Origin of the sequence: Thioclava arctica, from assembly GCF_040892615.1 — a bacterium.
Lineage (GTDB): Bacteria > Pseudomonadota > Alphaproteobacteria > Rhodobacterales > Rhodobacteraceae > Thioclava > Thioclava arctica.
The window spans coordinates 62,765-81,492 of record NZ_JBFRYC010000004.1; the positions used below are offsets into that span (position 1 = coordinate 62,765).

Below are 18,728 nucleotides of genomic sequence, written 5' to 3' on the forward strand. Positions count from 1 at the left end.
GCAAGTTTTGCATCTTAGGTTTCAAGAAAGGGCAGGGGGGCGTCGGCCTGCCCTTGGATAAAAGACGCCGCCTAACCGTTTGCACTCACACCGAAATACGCCTTTCGCACCGCGTCCGAGTCTTCCAACTCAGCGCGCGTGCCAGACACTGCCATACGTCCGTGATCCATCAGATAGCCCCGATCAGCAAGCGCCAGAAAGGCGATGTTTTGCTCAGCGATCAGCAGCGATGTCCCGGTCCCGATCACCTCTTTCAGCGTCTCGATCACTTGACTGACAAAGACCGGCGCCAGACCCGACGACGGCTCGTCCAGCAAGATCAGCTCTGCCCCCGACATCAGCGTCTTGGCAAGGCCCAGCATCTTGCGCTGTCCGCCCGACAGAGACGCCGCCGCAGCGCGCCGCTTTTTCGCGAGATCGGGAAACATCTGATACATCTGATCGGCCCGCTGCCGCGCCTGCGCCCCCGACAGCGCATAGGCCCCAAGTCGCAGGTTTTCAGCAATCGACAGCGTCGGGAAAACCCCCAGTTCAGACATGTAGGCCATGCCGCGCCGGATCCGCGCGTCGGGGTGCAGCGCGCTGATATCTTCGCCGTTCAGGCGGATCGCGCCGCCACGGCAGGGCTGCAACCCGACCAAGCTGCGCAGCAGCGTTGTTTTGCCAGCGCCATTCACGCCCATCAACAGCACGGTCTCGCCCTTGGCGACGATCATGTCGGCGCCCCAAAGCACCTGCACATCGCCGTAACCCGCCTCAACCTTGTCGACTTCCAGCAACGCACTCATGCCGCACCTCCAAAAAACGCGGTGACCACAGCTGCATCCCGAGAGGCGGCCGCGAGACTGCCCTCAAAAATGATCTTGCCCGCAGACAACACGATCACCCGCTCGGTCAGCGCGTTGAGAAACTCCATCAGATGCTCGACCACGATCAGCGACACGCCGCGCGCAGCGATGCCCTTGAGAAGGGTCGCAATGCCGGACAGTTCCGCGGGGTTCAAACCCGCGCCGATTTCATCGACCAGCAGCAGTTTTGGCCCCGTCGCAAGCGCCCGCCCGAGGTCTAGCATTTTCTGCTGATTTGCCGTCAACGCCCCGGCAGACTTGTCGGCCAAATGCTCCAGCCCGATCTCGGACAAGATCGCGGATGTATCGCCCGCATGACCGCTGAAATGTGCCGCGACCTCGATATTTTCGCGCACGGTCATCGAGACAAAGCATTTGGGAACCTGAAACGACCGGTTGATCCCGGCCTTCACGCGGGTATGGCTTGGCAGGGTCTGAACCTCGGAGCCGTTGAATTGGATCGTGCCCGCTTCGGGGCGCAACACACCCGAGATCAGGTTGATGACCGAGGTTTTGCCAGACCCGTTCGGCCCGACAAGCCCAATGATTTCCCCCTCTTGCAGCTCAAAGTTCACACCGTTGAGAACCTTCAGCCCGGAAAAGGACTTCTCGATGCCAGACAGTTTCAGAAGCGGTTCAGAAGACATTGATGCCCCTCCGGGTCAGCAGCGAGACGATCCCCTCAGGCAAGAACATCACCAGCCCGACGATCAGGACGCCGTAGATCAGCTGGAAATATTGCGGTGCCGAAATGCCGATCGCGTTGTAAAGCGCATAGAGCAGCCCCGCGCCGATGATCGGCCCCAACACAGTGCCGACCCCGCCAAACAGCGCGAATACGATTGCAAGGACAGATATCTGCAAGCTGAAGACCGCGTCGGGGTAAAACACCGACAGGTTCCACGCGTAAAGCGCCCCGGCAAGGCCCGCGACGGCGGCAGAGGTCAGCCACGCCATCAGGCGCATTCGGACGACGGGGATCGCGCTCATCTCGGCGCTGACGGGGTCATCGGCCATCGCACGCAGCCCCTGACCAAAGCGCGAGTGGCGAAAGTAGGCCGCAACCAGAGTGGTCAGTGCAACAAGCACGATCATCGCAGCATAGCTGGCGGTCGGGGCAAAGATCCGGTCCAGCTTGACGCCGTAGGGCCCCCCTGTGATGTCCGCCAAATGCGGGTTCGACACGACAAAGAACAGGATCTGCGAGGCGGCAAGGTTGGCAATCGAGAAATAGGCCCCCGACAGCCGCAGCAGCGGCCCCAAGATAAGCGCGACCGCCATCGACGCCAGCGGCCCCGACAGCATCGCCGCCCAGACCGGCGCGTGCAGCTTCATCACCATCAGCGCCGCCGCATAGGCTCCGGTGCCGAAAAACCCGACATAGCCGAAGGGCAGATAGCCGGTGAACCCGTAAAGCAGGTTCAGCCCTTGGGCGAGGACGATGAAGGTCATCATCATGAACAGCAGTGAGGTATTGCCATATCCCATCGGCGCGAGCGCAAAGACCAAAGCCAAAAGCGCGGCAGTTAAGATCCCCGGCCAGGCGCGAGACAAATTCGACTTAAGCATGACGCACCGACTTTCCAAAAAGCCCCTGCGGACGGATCAGCACGATCGCGACCAGCAGGACGTAGGGAACAAGGTTCGACCACGAGGCGTAAAAGGTTTGCATCAGCATCGAGCCGACACCAAATACCAGCCCGCCAAACAGCGTTCCGATCGGATTGCCAAGCGATCCGATGATCAGGATTGCGAAAGACGTGGTGGTCAGATCGTTGCCGATCCCCGGCGCGACAGAGCCTTGCAGATAGGGCACGAACACCCCCGCAGCGCCCGCCAGCGCAAGGCCGATGACGAATGCGATGGCGGAAACGCGATCAACGCTGATCCCGGTCGCCAAGGCCTCATCGCGGTTGGCCATGATCGCACGGGTGGCAAATCCAAGCCGGGTCCGGGTGAGGTATAGCCAAAGCCCGATGATCGCGACGACCGAAACACCCGCCGCCCACCACCAGCTGTCGGGAAAGGCCTGCCCGAACATCGCGGGGCTGCCCGCGCCAAGCGCATCTGATGGCAAGGTCCGTTGATCGGGACCAAAGCCCAGCGTCACCAGCGCCTCAATGACCTGCGCAAGCCCGAAGAACAGGATGAAGGACAGCATCTCGGGGTCGCGTGAGCGCTGTAGCCGCGGTACGATGGCATAATACAGCGGAAAGCCGATCACGATCGCCCCAAGCGCCGCAAGCGGAACACCCCAAAGCGGGTTCAGCCCGAATGCCGAGGTCAGCCAATAAGCGCCAAAGCCCCCCAGCACGACGAACTCGCCATGGGCAAGGTTGATGATCCGCATCACCCCGAAAATCAGGTTCAGCCCAACCGCCACCAATCCAAAGAAGATGCCGTAAAGCACCCCTCCGACGATCGCGTATTCCAATAACGCCGTCATGCGCCCCCTCCGTCAGAAAGGGCGGCCCTCAGTCCGGGACCGCCCTGCATGTTTCATGTTACAAAGCCGGGGCTTAGCCCTGCGGGGAGGGATAGATTGCTTTGCCAGTCGCCATTTTGTCGGGATAGACGACGACGGTTTTCAGGCTGCCATCCTTTTGGGGTTGGAACTGCGCGACCGGCAGCCTCTCACCCATCTGCGCGCCTGTATCGCTTAGGGCGAAGGGGCCGACCAATGTCGAGGTGTTGCCCGACAGCCCCTCAAGCGCGCTGCGGATCGAAAGCTGCTTCATATCGGGCGCGCTGGCCAAAGCCTTGCTCAGCAGAATCCCGGTGCTGTAGCCCGCCGCGTTGACAAAGTTGGGCGCGGATTTGCTGCCATCAGCCTCCCAAGCCTTGATGAACTGATCGGTGTTCAGACCAAGGCTGACCTTGTCATATTTGATCATTGGCGGGGCTGGATAGGAGTAGGTGTAGGCCAGCGCATTCTTGCCTGCGTTCTTTTCCATCAGCGTCTTGAACTGGCCGGGGAAAATCGTGAAGACCATCGGGAAATGCAGCCCGCTCGATTTGAGCGACTTCAGGAAGGCCACGTCGTTGGACATGTAGCCCAGTTCCACCATCGCCTGCGGCTTGCGTGCGGCAGCGGCGTGCAGAAGAACGGTGTAGTTCGTCTCGTTGGTCGGCACCGCATGGTCATAAACGGGCGTGATGCCGGCCTTCTTCAACTCGGTCTTCAGCGTATCGGCTTGCGAGCTGTCAAAGTCGTTCGAGCCGTAGACAATCGCGACCTTCGTCACCCCTTCCTTGATCAGGTATTTGGCAAGCGGAACGGGCCACACCCCCGATGAGGGGATCGACAGATCGACAAGATACTTGTTGTCGCTGCTGAAAAAGCCTGCCGACGATCCGGTCACGTCGACCAGAAGCTGATTGTGCTCTTTGGCGAGCGGAACCGCGACCGAGGTCAGCACCGAGCCGAAATCAGCGACCAGCAGGTCAACATGATCTTGCGTGATCAACTGATTATAAAGGGTCGTCGCGGTCGAGGTCGAACTCTGGTCGTCATAGGCGACAATCTTGACCGGGATTTTCTTGTTATAGGCTTTGACAAAGACGCCGCCGTCCTTGTTCACCTTCTTGGCCCAGAACTTCAGGCCGTCATATTGCGCCTGCGACGAGACGGCAAACTCGCCAGATCCCGCATAAAGCGTGCCAATCTTGATGGCGCTGGGGGCGGTTTCGGCGCTGGCGCCGGTGGCTCCAATCGCGGCGGCAAGCGCCAAAGCGGCGCTGGTTGCGATCAGCCTCGAACCTGTGAATGTCATTATTTTTTCCTCCCTTATGCCCCACACTGCAGGGCTATTTCGGTTCTCCTCTTGCGCTGTCCTAAGTCACGCCTCGGGGTCAGCCCATTCAATCCCTGTCACGACTTGGCGAACATTTGAGAGCGCCCCACATCGCCAATGTGAAGACAGGATGTCCAAGCCGTGAAAAACGTAGGCTTGCGCCTGTCACGCCGCGGTGAAAGCGCCACAAACGATCGGGTCGGGGGCGCGTCCAGCCAGATCCTGCCCATGATATCCAGTCCGACCGAGATCATGGTGGCTAGGGCTGCTCATCGGGATTGGCAAAAGGCTATTCAGGCTTGCGCGTTTCACCGGGCCAGAGGGGCGGGCTTGCTTAGGCCTGCAGGTCGCAAAACCCGATCCGAGGGGCAAACCTTCGGCCCGCGCAAACGCAAAGGGGCCGGTCCGTTTGAAAGGCCCAGCCCGCGCAATTCGGCCCTCAGACTGCATCTGGTCACGCTGGTGCGTCGCCACTTTGATCTCGGTCGGGCTGGGGACGGCAGGGCGCAAGAACCGTCGGATGATGCGTCGTTTGCGCCGGTTGATGCGCAAGATGGTCGGGCCCGGGGCTGCGGCGTTGACGCTTGGCATGTTGGTGCCGCTTGGCGCGCAGGCTTTGCCCACGGGCGGGCAGGTTGTGGCGGGGCAGGCCGCGATCGCGCAGAACGGCAGCCAGATGACGATTACCCAGTCCAGCGACAAGGCGATCCTGAACTGGCAAGGCTTTGACATTGGCGCGCAGGAGCGCGTGACCTTCGCCCAACCCTCGACCAGCTCGGTCGCGCTCAACCGGGTCGTGGGCAACACTGCCAGCGCGATTTATGGCGGCATGGATGCGAATGGTCAGGTGTTTCTGGTCAACCAAAATGGCGTCTATTTCGCGCCCGGCGCGCAGGTCAGCGCGGGCGGTCTGTTGGTCTCGACGCTGGGCATCAGCGACAGCGATTTCATGGCCGGGCGGCTGAATTTCAGCGGTGACAGCACGGCAGGCGTCACCAATGACGGCACGATCCGCGCGGGCCAAGGCGGCTATGTCGCCTTCATCGGGCGTCATGTCGACAATGAGGGGCAGATCATCACGCCGGGCGGCAAGACGGCGCTGGGGGCTGGCGGCGCGCGCCTACGATGGAACATGGTGGCAAATCTGGTGCCGGGTGATTTCAGCATCAGCGGGTTTGTGCCGGGCGATCAGATTGAGGTGACGCAGGGCCGCAGGGACTATGCCTCGACCGAAGTGGGCACGCTGATGGCTGTGACCGCCGATCTGAGCTCGGGCGATTTCAGAGCCATCGGCGGTCACAGATCTGGGCAATTTTAACGTCACGGCGAATGATCCCTTTGGCATGGGCAGCAGCCTGTCGGCCAATGGGCTGATCTCACAAAGCGGTGGGCTCAAGGCGGGCGGGTTTGCGGCGCTGTCGCCCGATCTGGGCAATGGTTTGCGCGCGGGTGTTTATGGCTCGGTGACCAGCTATGTTTTGGGACAGGACTTCGCCGCGCTCGATCAGCATGGCAAGGCGCGTCAGGCTGGCGTCAATCTAAGCTATCCGCTGCTGTTGCAAACGGGTCGGCGGCTTGATCTGCGTCTCGATCTGCTCAAGAACTGGATGTCGCAGGACACCCGCAGCACCGCCACGCAGGCCAATCAGCAGGTCACGCTGGCGCGGCTGGGGCTAAGCGGGGCGATCAGCGATGCCAAGGGCAATGTCACCTCGGGGCGCATCGCGTTCTCGCAGGGGCGGTTGACGCTGGGTCCGGACGCCGCGCGAGTGGCGGATGCGGCGGGGCCGAACGCGGCGGGGGATTTCTCGCTGCTGCGCTTTCGGCTGACGCGCGATCAGCATCTGGGGCAGGGCTTTAGCCTGCGCGCCGATCTGAGCGGTCAGCTTGCCAGTAAGAACCTCGACAGTTCGCAGAAATTCTACCTCGGCGGGCCCGATGGCGTGATGAGCGCCTCGGCAGGCACGGGCGGGGGCGATGTGGGCGTGATAATGCGTCTCAAGCTGTCGCACGGGCTGGATCAGGTGACGCTGCCCGGGCGGCTGGACGGCGCGGTTCTGGCGCAGTTCGGCGCGGTGAAACTGGATCATACGCGCTACGCTGCGGGGCCCGAGCATCTGAGCGGGGGCGCGATCGGCCTTGGGCTGGATTACACGCAAGGCGCGTTTTCCGTGCAGGCTGCGGTGGTGGCGCCGGCGGGGGGCAACGGGCTTGCGACCGGGCGTCGGATCTGGCTCAGCTCAACCCTGTCCTTCTGATCTCAGGCACCGGAGCGAAAGTGGATTTCAACATCAACCTACGCTTTCAGCCTTCGGGCTGGTTCATCGGCGTTCTGGCCGAACTGAACGAGCAATATTCCGACTGGACCGATGGCAGCTATGACTGGGCCGCGCAGACCACCGATTTCCTGCACAACCCGGTGCCGCTGCCGGAATTCGACGCCAGCCTGTTCAAGACCCCGCTAAGTCAGCGCGCGGTCAATGATCTGCTGCATGTCGCAATGGCGCTGATGAGCGGGGATTTTCTGGCGGTGCGGGCCTATCTTGCCCAGATCCGGTTTGCTTTTGTGATCGGATATCCCCGTTCGGGCGGCAGCTATATGACCAAGGAACTGCTGCGCACGGTCGGTCTTGATCACATGCGGGTGTCAGAGGCGCTGGCCCATGATGGCTTTCCCGAATTGCGCGATATCTGGTATGATCGCGAGGGCGAAAAGCCGTATTTCCACTTGCAAAGCAGTGCCTTCCAAACCGCCGAGTTTCTGGTGATCGCCAATTTCTACTACCAGATCAAGACCCGGCGCGGCGGCGATGGCACCTGGCTGGCACCCAAGAAGATGCACAAGATCATCCATTGGGCGGGCAGCTTCAAGATGCTGCTGGGGCAGGGGCGGGCCGACTATCTTGTGACCCTGCGCCACCCGCTGCCCACCGCAATCTCGATTGCCGAGAAAAGCGGCGGTCTGCCCGAGAATCTGCGCTTTCCAGCCGCCCAGCCGCGCAGCGCGATCGAACGCTGGGTGCTGAACGATCTGATGATGCTGGGCATGCCCGAGGCCGAGATCGCCGCGCTGAGCTATTTCGAGGCGGTGCAGATCAGCTGGAGCCTGTTTCACGGCCGCATGGCCAGTTCGGGACTGTTTCTGAGCAATCGCGATGAGATCACCCTGCTGCCCTATGGCCGCGATGCGCTTGAGGGCGCGATCCGCAGCTATCGCGCCCGCCACGCCACCGCGACACCGCCCGAGCCGCTGCTGATCCACGACAAGGCCAAGGCCTTCCCCGACTGGCACGCGCCCACCAACGCAGCCGTCGCGCAGATGTCGGGCTACTGGCGCTCGCTGGGGCTGACCTTTCCTGAGCTGACGCTGGAGTGACGGCCTCGGTTAAAGCCTGAAGGTGCCTCACTTGGCCAAGGGCTGGCCGGGGTCTGTGGTGTCCAGATCTTCCGCGCCCGAGATCCGCACCAAGGCCGCCGGGTCGAGAACCTCGATCTCGTTGGCCTCTTTGCGCAGGATGACCCCGTCACGTTCCCATTCCGTCAATACGCGGCTGATCGTTTCAGTGGTGGTCCCCAGATGATGGGCAAGATCGCGTCGCCGGATCGGGATGCGCACGATTGTGTGCTTCTGGCATTGCTCCTTTGGAAGCGTCGTGCGCAAATTGCGCCGCAACAGGATCAACAGAAACGACGCCAGCCGTTCCGAGACCTTGCGCGCGCTCATGAGCAGCACCCATTCGCGCGCGGAATCGAGCTCGTCCAGAACGCTGACCAGAAAGATGCGCTCGAGTTCGGGGAATTCCGTCAGGATCGCTTCGAAATAGCTGCGCTCAAAACTCAGGATACGGCACTCGGTCAGCGCGACGATGTCGTAAACGCTGCCGCCGTCAAAGAGGCGTCCAAACATGTCGGTGGGCACCAAGACGCCGATGATGTGGCGGCGCCCATCGGCTAGCGTCTTCTCCATCGCCAGCGCGCCGTCCAGAAGATAGCTAAGCGCGTTCGCGTGATCGCCTTCGGCCAAAATACAGGTGCCGCTGTCAATCTGAGTAATCCTTGCCGCAGAGGAGAGCGCCGCGCGGGCCGTTTCGGGAAGGGCGTGAAGGAGTGTTTCAATCCGCCCATGCGCGAGCGACTCGATCTCGGAAAGATGGCTCGGTTTCAAATTGTTTGGCACTGTTGATCTCCAACTAAGAGCCCGGCCCGGGCGGGGTCGAGAATAACCATGTGAGATTGCGTAATATTTGGACGAATGGCTAGTATGCATTGATCGCAATCAATGTCTGCAAGGGAAGGCTAACGTAAACTTAATGTCCGCTTCGAGAATGGGCGTAAGCCTTGGCTGAAGTGTAGCGCCGATAAGAGCGAGAAAGGCGCAGGGATGCTGTCGTGGGCGGTTGTGTTTTGTATGAGTAAAGTGGCTGGGGGGCTTTGTGAAAGAATATCATCTTATGTCGAAACCGAATGGTGATGTGCACTGCAGCGAGATGCAAACGCGGCTGCAGGACACCATACAGGCGCAAACCTTTGAAGCGTTGCGCCGCAGCGCGCATGCCCAAAAGGTCGCGGCCAAATCTGTCGTGTGGAAAGACGGGATGGAGCAGCCAGAAATCGGGATTCTGTGTCAGGGTTATTTGCGATTTCAGCGCAACGGACTGGATGGACGCCGCCAGATCGTCGGGCTCGTGGTGCCGGGTGATATTGTCGGAGAACGGGTGTGCAGGCGCTCGGATATGAGCCTTGAAGCGGCGACCGATGCGACGATCTACTGGTTTGATCGCAAGGTGTATGACGCCTTGCTGCGCTCTGATCCGTTGCTGCGGCGCAAGCATTACCTCAACAGCATGGCGCAAGTGGATCGGCTGCGCTGGCTGACCTTGATGATCGGGGCGCTGCGCCCGAACGAGCGTGTTGCGACCTTGCTTCTCAGCGGGAAGTTTTTCATGCCTTGGCGCGCGCAGAGCCATGATCGGGGCGTTTTGACGCTTGCGCTCAACCGGCGCGACATCGCGGATTTGTTGGCGACTACACCCGAAACCATCTGTCGCACGCTGAAAGCGTTTGAGAAGGAGGGGCTGATCGAGATGATTGACCCCGTCCAAGTGCGGGTGCTGGATCGTGCGGGGCTAGTCGCGCGCGCGGCGCTGACCGAGGAATCCGCAGGCCTTGCCGATATCATGCAGCCCCATCGCGCAATCGAGACCAGCGCTGCCTGAAGCTTGCCCTTTCGCCGCTTTTGTCGCGTCGTCTTGCGAGAATGTGCAACTCGCGCGGCAGATGGCTGCGTGATGCTCAACAGCTTGTGTCATTGAAGTCTTGTTCGCGCTCGTCATATTTGCTGTCGTAGTTGGGCAATACCGACGTCAGCAAGCAATCGCGTGTGCGCAATGCGCCGCGACTTTCGGCGGACAAAAGATCTTCGCATCGCACCATATCGCAGGAACAGACAAAACCATGCCGCGCAATCGCTATTACACCGGCCCTGTCAGCGACCATTTTGACGGGGCACGGTTTCATTCACCCGGGCAGCCTTCGCCCGACCGATCGCTGGGCGATATTTGGCGCTGGCGGCGCGAGGGCGGGCGCGCCCGTTGGCCTGCGAAGGTGGCTGTGACCCCCGTCGTACCCCCCACGCGCAGCGAGTCCGCGCGGATTACGATGGTGGGACATGCGACGGTTCTGATCCAGATCGCGGGGCTGAACCTGCTGACCGATCCAGTCTGGTCCAAGCGCGCCAGCCCGATCCGTTTTGCCGGACCCAAGCGCGTCAGCGCCCCGGGGATCGGCTTTGAGCACCTGCCGCCCATCGATGCGGTTCTGCTGAGCCACAACCACTACGACCATCTTGATATTGCGACGCTGCGGCGGTTGCAGGCCAAATACCGCCCGCAGATGATCATGCCGCTTGGGACGGACGTAACCGTTCGCGGGGCCGTTCGGGGCGCGCAGATCGTGACTGGCGACTGGCATGATCGGGTCACACTTGCGCCGGGCGTTTCGATAAGCCTGACCCCGGCAAATCATTGGTCCTCGCGCGGGATTGGAGATCGCCGGATGGCGCTTTGGTGCGGTTTCTGGATCGATAGCCCGCAGGGGCAGGTCTGGTTTGCTGGCGACACGGGCTATGGCGACGGATCGGTCTTTCGCGATATCCGCGCGCGTCACGGCGCGCCCGACATCGCGCTGATCCCGATCGGTGCCTATGAGCCACGCTGGTTCATGTCGGCTCAGCACGTCGCGCCAGAGGAGTCCGTTCGGATCTTCGAAGATATCGGGGCGAAACGCGCGCTCGGGTTTCACTGGGGCACGTTTCAGTTGACCGACGAAGCATTGGACGCCCCAAAAGAGGGGCTCGCCGCCAGCCTGTCTGCTGCAAACATCGCCCCCGAGCGATTCATCGCCTTCGCCCCCGGCGCGGTCCATGTCTGAAAGTGAAAAAGGGGCCACGAAGGGCCCCTTGGAATGTCATGCGATGGAAAGGCGCCTTAGCGCACGACTTCGCCGCCCGCAGCGTGCCAGTCATACAGGCCGCCGATATTATATACGGTCTCATAGCCCATCTGCGCCAACATCTGCGCAGCCCCCGCCGAGCGTGCGCCTGAGGCGCAATACAGTGCGACCGGTTTGGACAAGTCCAATTCGGGCAGCTTCTCGGGGCTGGAGGGGTCACATTTCATCTTCAGCGTCGCCAGCGGGATATGCAGCGCGCCTTTGGCCTTGCCCGAACTTTTGACCTCCATGCCCTCACGCACGTCGATCACGACCAGCTCGCCCGCTTTGGCCTTGGCCACCGCGCTTTTGGGGTCGATTTTCTCGACATGACCGCCTTTGGCGCCCGAAGGACGTAGAAAGTTGAACATCTCGATTCCTCTTGTCATCAGTCAGGGGCCGCAGCCCGGGTCTCTGCCTCATGTGGCAGATCGCGCCACGCTTTCAAGAGACATACGGCGTCACGAGTTAGAAATACATTCATGTTAGCGAATTTGATGTGAAAGTGCCGTGATTTTGAGCGTTTCGTGAAGACCGGCCAGCCGCGTCTGGGGCGCGTGACGAAGATAAAGACGCCAAGTTCGCCCTTCGTTCGCGTTTTTCCGTTGGAGACTCGCCCACCAGCCCCTATCTAGGGGCAATGAAACCCGGGGAAGTGAATGGCTGAGCAGAAGTTCATCGAAGTGCGCGGCGCGCGCGAGCATAACCTCAAGAATATCGATCTTGATATTCCGCGCGATCAGTTCGTGGTGATCACGGGGCTGTCGGGATCGGGGAAATCAAGCCTTGCGTTTGACACGATCTATGCCGAAGGGCAGCGTCGTTATGTCGAAAGCCTGTCGGCTTATGCCCGTCAATTCCTTGATATGATGGGGAAACCCGATGTCGATCACATCTCGGGCCTGTCGCCCGCGATCTCGATCGAGCAAAAGACCACCTCGAAAAACCCGCGCTCGACTGTGGGCACGGTCACCGAGATTTACGACTATATGCGCCTGCTATTTGCGCGCGCAGGCACGCCCTATTCCCCCGCCACTGGTGAGCCGATCGAGGCCCAGCAGGTGCAGGACATGGTCGATATCATCATGGGGATGGAGGAGGGCACGCGCGGCTACTTGCTTGCCCCGATCGTGCGCGACCGCAAAGGCGAATACCGCAAGGAATTCGTTGAGTTACGCAAGCAGGGCTTTCAGCGCGTCAAGGTGAATGGCGCGTTTTACGAGTTGGAAGACCCGCCGACGCTCGACAAGAAATTCCGCCACAATATCGACGTGGTGGTGGATCGCGTCGTGGTGCGCGAAGGCATGGAGACGCGGCTGGCCGACAGTTTCCGCACCGCGCTCGATCTGGCCGATGGCATTGCGATTTTCGAAGATGCGCCGCGTGAAGCCGAAGAAGGGGCCGAGCCCGAGCGCGTGACCTTCTCTGAAAACTTCGCCTGCCCGGTGTCGGGCTTTACGATCCCCGAGATCGAGCCGCGGCTGTTTTCCTTCAACGCGCCATTTGGGGCCTGCCCGGCCTGTGACGGTCTGGGCGTCGAGCTGTTCTTTGACGAACGTCTCGTGGTGCCCGATGTGACGCTTTCGGTTCGCGGCGGGGCGTTGGCGCCTTGGGCGCGCTCGAAATCGCCCTATTACACGCAGACGGTTGAGGCGCTGGCCAAGCATTACGGGTTTGATCCCAAGAAGCCGTGGAAAGATCTGCCGGAAAAGGTGCAAAATCTGTTCCTGCACGGATCGGGTGACGAAGAGATCAAGTTCCGCTTTGACGAGGGCGGGCGGGTCTATGAGGTCAGCCGCACCTTTGAGGGGATCATCCCCAACATGCAGCGCCGCTACCGTGAAACCGATAGCGCCTGGTCGCGCGAAGAGATGGAGCGCTATCAGAACAACCGCCCCTGCCACACCTGTGGCGGCTATCGCCTGCGCCCCGAGGCGCTGGCGGTGAAAATCGGTGGCTTGCATGTCGGTCAGGTCGTGGAAATGTCGATCCGCGAGGCGCATCATTGGGCCGAAAGCGTGCCGGCGGCGCTGTCCAAGCAGAAGAATGAAATCGCGGCGGCAATTCTTAAGGAAATCCGCGAACGTCTTGGATTCCTTGTGAATGTCGGGCTGGATTACCTCACGATGAGCCGCGCTGCGGGCACGCTGTCGGGCGGGGAAAGCCAGCGTATTCGTCTTGCCAGCCAGATCGGTTCGGGGCTGACGGGCGTGCTGTATGTGCTTGATGAGCCCTCGATCGGGCTGCATCAGCGCGATAATGACCGCCTGTTGCAAACGCTGAAAAACCTGCGCGATCAGGGCAATACGGTGATCGTGGTCGAGCATGATGAAGACGCGATCCGCCATGCCGATTACGTTTTTGATATTGGCCCCGGTGCGGGGGTGCATGGCGGGCAGATCATTGCGCGCGGCACGCCAGAGGAAATCGCCGCCGATCCGGCGTCGATCACCGGGCAATACCTGTCGGGCACGCGCGAGATTTCGGTGCCGCTGACCCGGCGCAAGGGAAACAAGAAAAAGGTAACGGTTGTTGGGGCTTGCGGGAACAACTTAAAGGATGTGACCGTCGATTTCCCGCTGGGAAAATTCGTCTGCGTGACCGGCGTTTCGGGCGGCGGGAAATCCACGCTGACGATTGAAACGCTGTTCAAGACCGCCTCGATGCGGCTCAACGGGGCGCGCCAAACGCCCGCGCCCTGCGACACGATCAAGGGGTTGGAGCATCTGGATAAGGTGATCGACATCGACCAACGCGCCATCGGGCGCACGCCGCGTTCCAACCCGGCGACCTATACGGGGGCCTTCACCCCGATCCGCGACTGGTTCGCCGGTCTGCCAGAGTCCAAGGCGCGTGGCTACAAGCCGGGGCGGTTCTCGTTTAACGTCAAGGGCGGGCGCTGTGAGGCCTGTCAGGGCGATGGCGTGATCAAGATTGAGATGCATTTCCTGCCTGATGTTTACGTCGAATGTGAGACCTGCAAAGGCAAGCGTTATAACCGTGAGACTTTGGAAATTCACTATAAAGGCAAGAGCATAGCGGACGTTCTTGATATGACGGTTGAGGACGCGCAAGAGTTCTTCAAGGCCGTGCCGGTGATCCGTGAAAAGATGGATGCGTTGATGGAGGTGGGGCTTGGCTATATCAAGGTCGGCCAGCAAGCCACGACGCTGTCGGGCGGCGAAGCGCAGCGTGTGAAGCTGTCCAAAGAGCTGTCCAAACGCGCCACGGGGCGCACGTTGTATATCTTGGACGAACCCACGACGGGTCTGCATTTCGAGGATGTGCGCAAGCTTTTGGAGGTGCTGCACAGCCTTGTCGATCAGGGCAATACCGTGGTGGTGATCGAGCACAATCTCGACGTCATCAAGACCGCCGATCATATCATCGACATCGGCCCCGAGGGCGGGGATGGTGGCGGTGAGATCGTGGCCGAGGGCACGCCCGAACAGATCGCGGAAAATCCGCGCAGCTATACCGGGCAATATCTGGGTCCGATGCTGATGGGCAAGGTGGCCGCGCAATAGCGCGCGCCAGCCTTGCGGGCACTCAGGCGTTAGCGGGCATAGGTTGGGCCCACGACCTCGATTACTTTTTTGGATGCGTTATCAACCCGGTAAATCGTTCCGCGCAGGACGTAATAGCGCCATGCCCCGGTCACTGCGGGCAGCTTGTAGCGGCGCAGATCCATCAGCATGGAATGTTGGTAAACTGGAAACGCATCGCCGACCTTGAAGTCAGCGCGCAGCTTGCCTTGCAGCACCCAGCGCATGGCCCCGTTCCGGGTGACTTTGCAAAACGTGCTGCCCGAGGTGAGCGTTTTGCACTCGGGCTCTTGGGCTTTGGTTTGCGCGTTTGGGCCGTCGGGGGCGGGCAGTTTGCCTGCGCGCATCACCTCGGGGAGGCTGGATTGCGCCGAAACGGAGCCACAACAGGCGATCAGAGGCAGGGCGAGCAAAAAGCGGTTCATCCCCCCGTGTTAGCTAGCCCCGGCGGGTCGGTCAACCGCGCGCATCCCCAAGCGACGCATAAGAAAAACCCGCCAAAACCACTCAGGGCCTTGGCGGGTTTTACGATTTTCACAGTGGCAATCAGCGTTTGCAGGTATTGATCCCGAAGATCGAATATAGCCCGCAAGTGCCCAGCAAGCCGGTGGCCAGAGGGATGATCCCGATCAGGAACAGCCAGCGATAGGACGCGGTCGGAAACAGGAAAAAGCCCAGAATAAGAGCCAGCCCCACCACGACACGCAGGATACGGTCGATGCCGCCAACATTGTTTTTGAACATAATGAATCCCTTTCGGATTGATCGCTTCCTTAGAGCTTGCATACAGATACGCATCCGGCAAGGTTTACTTGCGGGATGCGGCGTTCCCTCAGGTGCGCGAGCGTTTTTCGAACCGGGGCAGCATGGCGGAAAAATCGCGTCCCTTGCCGTCTTCGGCTTCGACGAAAGCGGCATAAAGAGCTGCGGCAAGCTGGCCCATCGGCGTGTCGGCATCGGCGCTTTCGGCGGCTTGCTGGCTGAGGCGTAGATCCTTGAGCATCAGCTCAGCGGCAAAGCCCGGCTTGTAGTCATTATCCGCAGGCGTTTGCGGCCCGACTCCGGGGGCGGGGCAATAGGTGTTCATGCTCCAGCTTTGCCCCGACGAGGTGGACACCACGTCGAACATTTTCGCCCGGTCTAGGCCCAGCTTGTCGGCCAGCGCAAAGGCCTCGCAGGTGGCGATCATCGTCACGCCGAGGATCATGTTGTTGCAGATCTTGGCCGATTGACCAGCCCCTGCCGCGCCGCAATGCACCGCCTTCTGGCCCATGATGTCAAACAGCGGCTTGACCGTGGCAAAGGCAGCATCATCGCCCCCGACCATGAAGGTTAGCGTGCCGTTGGTGGCCCCAACCGTGCCCCCGGAAACAGGCGCGTCCAGCGCACCGAGGCCCCGCTTGGCGGCCATCGCGGCCACCGCGCGCGCGCTGTCCACATCGACCGTAGAGCAGTCGCAGAAGACAGTGCCGGCAGGCATCACCGGGATAATCTTGGCGGCCACGTCGCGCAGGATGGCGCCATTGGGCAGCATGGTGAAGACGACCTCGCCCTGTTTGGCGGCCGCCGCGGCGCTGTCGGCGCGCGTCACGCCCTCGGGCATTGGGGCGGTTAGATCAAACCCCACGACCTGATGCCCTGCCGCCAGCAGATTGGCCGCCATTGGCGCGCCCATATTGCCCAAGCCGATAAATGCGATTTTCATGGTGTTTCCTCCCAGATAGCCCAGTCCGGGCCCAGTGGTTCAAGCATCTGTATGACCTCTGCCTCGGGCAGGTTGGCCAGCGTGTGTTTCCAATGCGGATTGCGGTCTTTGTCGATGATTTGCGCGCGCACCCCCTCCAGGAAATCACCTAGCTCCGCAGCCCTCCAGGTAAAGCGGAACTCGTGCTCCAGTGCGGCGCGGATCGTGGGTTTGGCGCGTGTCATGCGCACCAGTCGCAAGGTGGCCGCCATCGACAGCGGCGAGTTGCGATACATCGTCTTGAGCGTGCGCGTGGTGAAATCTGATCCCGAGGTTTCCAGCGCCGCCATGATCGCGTCCAGATCATCGGACCAGAAGATCCGGTCGATCTCGGGGCGCAAGCGTTCTAGCGTGCCGGGCTCGGGGGGCGTGCGGGCATCGGGCAGGGTGTCGATCTTGCCGGTTGCGATCAGGCGCGCCTTGGCGGCCTCCCATTCAGTTTCCGGCACGAACAGATCGGCAAAACCTGCATAAAGCGCATCCGCCGCACCCATCCGCGTGCCTGTCAGCCCCAGATATTCTCCGACATGTCCCGGTGCGCGTGCCAACAGCAAGGTGCCGCCGACATCGGGGATCAGCCCGATCCCGCTTTCGGGCATCGAGACCTGCGTGGATTCGCCAACAATGCGATGGCTGGCATGACCGCCCACACCAACCCCGCCGCCCATCACGAAGCCCTGCATGAAGGCGACGATCGGCTTGGGATATTCCGCGATCTTGGCGTTCATGCGGTATTCGTCGCGCCAGAAATCGCGACCGGGCGCATAATCGCCCGCGATGCCGGCGCGGTAAACGGCGGCAATATCGCCGCCCGCGCAAAAGGCACGATCTCCGCGCGCGTCGATGATGATCAGGTCAACTGCCGCATCGTTGCGCCACGCATCCAGCGCCGCCTCAATCGCCAGCGCCATATCGTGATCAAGCGCATTGAGCGCGCTTTCGCGGTTGAAGGTCAGCCGACCCGCACGCCCCTCGATGCGCGCGATCATGGTTGCATCGCTCATTGGCCGCGCTCTGCGAGCATTTGACGCGAGACGATCAGGCGCATGATTTCATTGGTCCCCTCAAGGATCTGGTGCACCCGCAGGTCGCGCACGATCTTCTCGATCCCGTAATCGGCAAGGTAGCCGTAGCCGCCATGCAGTTGCAGGCATTGATTGGCCACGTCAAAGGCGACATCTGTGACGTACATTTTCGCCATGGCGCAGAATTTCGTCGCATCGGGCATTTTGTGATCCAGCTTCCATGCGGCTTGGCGCAGGAAGATGCGCGCCGATTGCAGCTTGACCTCCATCTCGGCGAGGCGGAATTGCAGCGCCTGAAACTGATCGAGCGATTTGCCGAACGCCTTGCGCTCGCCCATGTAATCGAGCGTCTGGTTCAGCGCGGATTGCGCGCCCCCCAATGCCGAGGCCGCAATGTTGAGCCGCCCACCATCGAGCCCCGCCATCGCATAGCTGAAACCGCGCCCTTCCTCGCCCAGCAGGTTCTCGGCGGGAATTGCGCAATCGTCGAACTGCACCTGCGCGGTGGGTTGCGCGCGCCAGCCCATCTTGTCCTCCAGCGCGCCAAAGCTCAGCCCCTTGGTGCCGTCTTCTACGATGACGGTGGAAACCCCCTTGGGACCATCGCCGCCGCTGCGCACCATTGCGATGTAAACGTCCGAATAGCCGCCCCCCGAGATGAACGCCTTGGTGCCATTGATCACCCAGCCCGCATCACTCTGGGCCGCACGTGTGCGCAGAGCGGCGGCGTCTGATCCCGATCCCGGCTCGGTCAGGCAATAGGAATAGATTTTCTCCATTGAGCACAGATCAGGCAACCAGCGCGCCTTGTTCTCCGGCGTGCCGAATTTGTCGATCATGCCGCCGCACATATTGTGGATCGATAGGAACGAGCCCACGGCCGGGCAGGCCATCGCGAGGGCCTCAAAGACCAGCGTCGCATCAAGGCGCGACAGCCCCGAGCCGCCATGCTCTTCGCTGACATAAATCCCGCCCAATCCCAGCGCGGCCACTTTGGGCCATAGATCCTTGGGGATCGTGCCTTGGGCTTCCCAAGCGCGGGCATGCGGGGCGATTTCATCCTGACCAAAGCCATAAGCCATGTCGAAAATGGCCTGCTGCTCCTCGCTAAGTGCGAAATCCATGTTATTCCTCCCCGGAAACCTAGATAAATTGAACGCTCGTTTATTTAATCTCCGATTCTTGCACAAGTTTTGCAAGGGCTGGTGGAGTCGGGCAAGCGCCCAATCGCGCAGAACGGTGTGGGCGTTTCTGCACGGCGTAGCTGCATTTCGGCATTTCTC

18 protein-coding genes are annotated in these 18,728 nt (G+C 61.0%); 6 read left to right on the forward strand and 12 right to left on the reverse strand.

The features are described 5' to 3' along the window. Positions 1-71: 71 nt before the first annotated feature. The 5 genes from AB4874_RS08610 to AB4874_RS08630 form a co-directional block, all read right to left on the reverse strand. Entirely contained in the window at positions 72-788 is a 717-nt protein-coding gene (locus tag AB4874_RS08610) for an ABC transporter ATP-binding protein (RefSeq protein ID WP_368391687.1), read from the reverse strand. After that, the gene (locus AB4874_RS08615; RefSeq protein ID WP_295536614.1) at positions 785-1,495 is read right to left on the reverse strand and encodes an ABC transporter ATP-binding protein; all 711 of its coding nucleotides are present in this window, start codon (positions 1,493-1,495) and stop codon (positions 785-787) included. The genes AB4874_RS08610 and AB4874_RS08615 overlap by 4 nt, the downstream gene beginning before the upstream one ends. Then, the gene (locus AB4874_RS08620; RefSeq protein ID WP_368391688.1) at positions 1,485-2,417 is read right to left on the reverse strand and encodes a branched-chain amino acid ABC transporter permease; all 933 of its coding nucleotides are present in this window, start codon (positions 2,415-2,417) and stop codon (positions 1,485-1,487) included. The genes AB4874_RS08615 and AB4874_RS08620 overlap by 11 nt, the downstream gene beginning before the upstream one ends. Continuing rightward, the gene (locus AB4874_RS08625) at positions 2,410-3,294 is read right to left on the reverse strand and encodes a branched-chain amino acid ABC transporter permease (protein WP_295536620.1); all 885 of its coding nucleotides are present in this window, start codon (positions 3,292-3,294) and stop codon (positions 2,410-2,412) included. The genes AB4874_RS08620 and AB4874_RS08625 overlap by 8 nt, the downstream gene beginning before the upstream one ends. A 73-nt stretch (positions 3,295-3,367) precedes the next feature. Next, positions 3,368-4,621, reverse strand: a complete 1,254-nt coding sequence (locus AB4874_RS08630; protein WP_368391689.1) for an ABC transporter substrate-binding protein — start codon at positions 4,619-4,621, stop codon at positions 3,368-3,370. Between the two features lie 541 nt (positions 4,622-5,162). Between AB4874_RS08630 and AB4874_RS08635 the strand changes: the two genes are divergently transcribed. The 3 genes from AB4874_RS08635 to AB4874_RS08645 are packed head-to-tail and all read left to right on the forward strand — an operon-like array spanning position 5,163 to position 8,018. After that, complete coding sequence (locus AB4874_RS08635) at positions 5,163-5,960, forward strand: two-partner secretion domain-containing protein (protein ID WP_368391690.1); 798 nt, start codon at positions 5,163-5,165, stop codon at positions 5,958-5,960. Positions 5,961-5,985: 25 nt separating this feature from the next. After that, the gene (locus AB4874_RS08640) at positions 5,986-6,900 is read left to right on the forward strand and encodes a ShlB/FhaC/HecB family hemolysin secretion/activation protein (RefSeq protein ID WP_368391691.1); all 915 of its coding nucleotides are present in this window, start codon (positions 5,986-5,988) and stop codon (positions 6,898-6,900) included. A 20-nt stretch (positions 6,901-6,920) separates the two neighbouring features. Then, positions 6,921-8,018, forward strand: a complete 1,098-nt coding sequence (locus AB4874_RS08645) for a hypothetical protein (RefSeq protein WP_368391692.1) — start codon at positions 6,921-6,923, stop codon at positions 8,016-8,018. Positions 8,019-8,045: 27 nt separating this feature from the next. Here AB4874_RS08645 and AB4874_RS08650 read toward each other — a convergent pair whose 3' ends face one another. Next, positions 8,046-8,819, reverse strand: coding sequence for a Crp/Fnr family transcriptional regulator (locus tag AB4874_RS08650; protein ID WP_295537015.1), 774 nt, complete (start codon positions 8,817-8,819; stop codon positions 8,046-8,048). Between the two features lie 274 nt (positions 8,820-9,093). Here AB4874_RS08650 and AB4874_RS08655 point away from each other — a divergent pair, with 274 nt between their 5' ends. Beyond that, positions 9,094-9,858, forward strand: a complete 765-nt coding sequence (locus AB4874_RS08655; protein WP_368391693.1) for a Crp/Fnr family transcriptional regulator — start codon at positions 9,094-9,096, stop codon at positions 9,856-9,858. 238 nt (positions 9,859-10,096) lie between these two features. Further along, positions 10,097-11,071 (forward strand): MBL fold metallo-hydrolase, encoded by a 975-nt coding sequence (locus AB4874_RS08660; protein WP_368391694.1) that lies wholly within the window; start codon positions 10,097-10,099, stop codon positions 11,069-11,071. 56 nt (positions 11,072-11,127) lie between these two features. On the opposite strand, the gene AB4874_RS08665 is transcribed toward AB4874_RS08660, so the two are convergent. Continuing rightward, positions 11,128-11,502, reverse strand: coding sequence for a rhodanese-like domain-containing protein (locus AB4874_RS08665; RefSeq protein WP_368391695.1), 375 nt, complete (start codon positions 11,500-11,502; stop codon positions 11,128-11,130). 288 nt (positions 11,503-11,790) lie between these two features. On the opposite strand from AB4874_RS08665, the gene uvrA reads away from it, so the two are divergent. Continuing rightward, positions 11,791-14,658 carry an excinuclease ABC subunit UvrA gene (gene uvrA, locus AB4874_RS08670; protein WP_368391696.1) on the forward strand — a complete coding sequence of 956 codons (2,868 nt, stop codon included), beginning with the start codon at positions 11,791-11,793 and terminating at the stop codon, positions 14,656-14,658. 29 nt (positions 14,659-14,687) lie between these two features. On the opposite strand, the gene AB4874_RS08675 is transcribed toward uvrA, so the two are convergent. The 5 genes from AB4874_RS08675 to AB4874_RS08695 all read right to left on the reverse strand — a co-directional run bounded on the left by AB4874_RS08675 (position 14,688) and on the right by AB4874_RS08695 (position 18,569). Continuing rightward, positions 14,688-15,101, reverse strand: coding sequence for a hypothetical protein (locus AB4874_RS08675; protein WP_368391697.1), 414 nt, complete (start codon positions 15,099-15,101; stop codon positions 14,688-14,690). A gap of 121 nt (positions 15,102-15,222) precedes the next feature. Continuing rightward, complete coding sequence (locus AB4874_RS08680) at positions 15,223-15,420, reverse strand: YgaP family membrane protein (RefSeq protein ID WP_295537024.1); 198 nt, start codon at positions 15,418-15,420, stop codon at positions 15,223-15,225. Positions 15,421-15,508: 88 nt separating this feature from the next. Beyond that, a complete protein-coding gene (gene mmsB / locus AB4874_RS08685) occupies positions 15,509-16,381 on the reverse strand; it encodes a 3-hydroxyisobutyrate dehydrogenase (protein ID WP_368391698.1) in 873 nt (290 codons plus the stop codon). Further along, positions 16,378-17,424, reverse strand: a complete 1,047-nt coding sequence (locus AB4874_RS08690; protein ID WP_368391699.1) for an enoyl-CoA hydratase/isomerase family protein — start codon at positions 17,422-17,424, stop codon at positions 16,378-16,380. Before AB4874_RS08690 ends, mmsB begins: the two co-directional genes overlap by 4 nt. Then, the gene (locus tag AB4874_RS08695) at positions 17,421-18,569 is read right to left on the reverse strand and encodes an acyl-CoA dehydrogenase family protein (RefSeq protein ID WP_368391700.1); all 1,149 of its coding nucleotides are present in this window, start codon (positions 18,567-18,569) and stop codon (positions 17,421-17,423) included. Before AB4874_RS08695 ends, AB4874_RS08690 begins: the two co-directional genes overlap by 4 nt. Between the last annotated feature and the right edge of the window lie 159 nt (positions 18,570-18,728).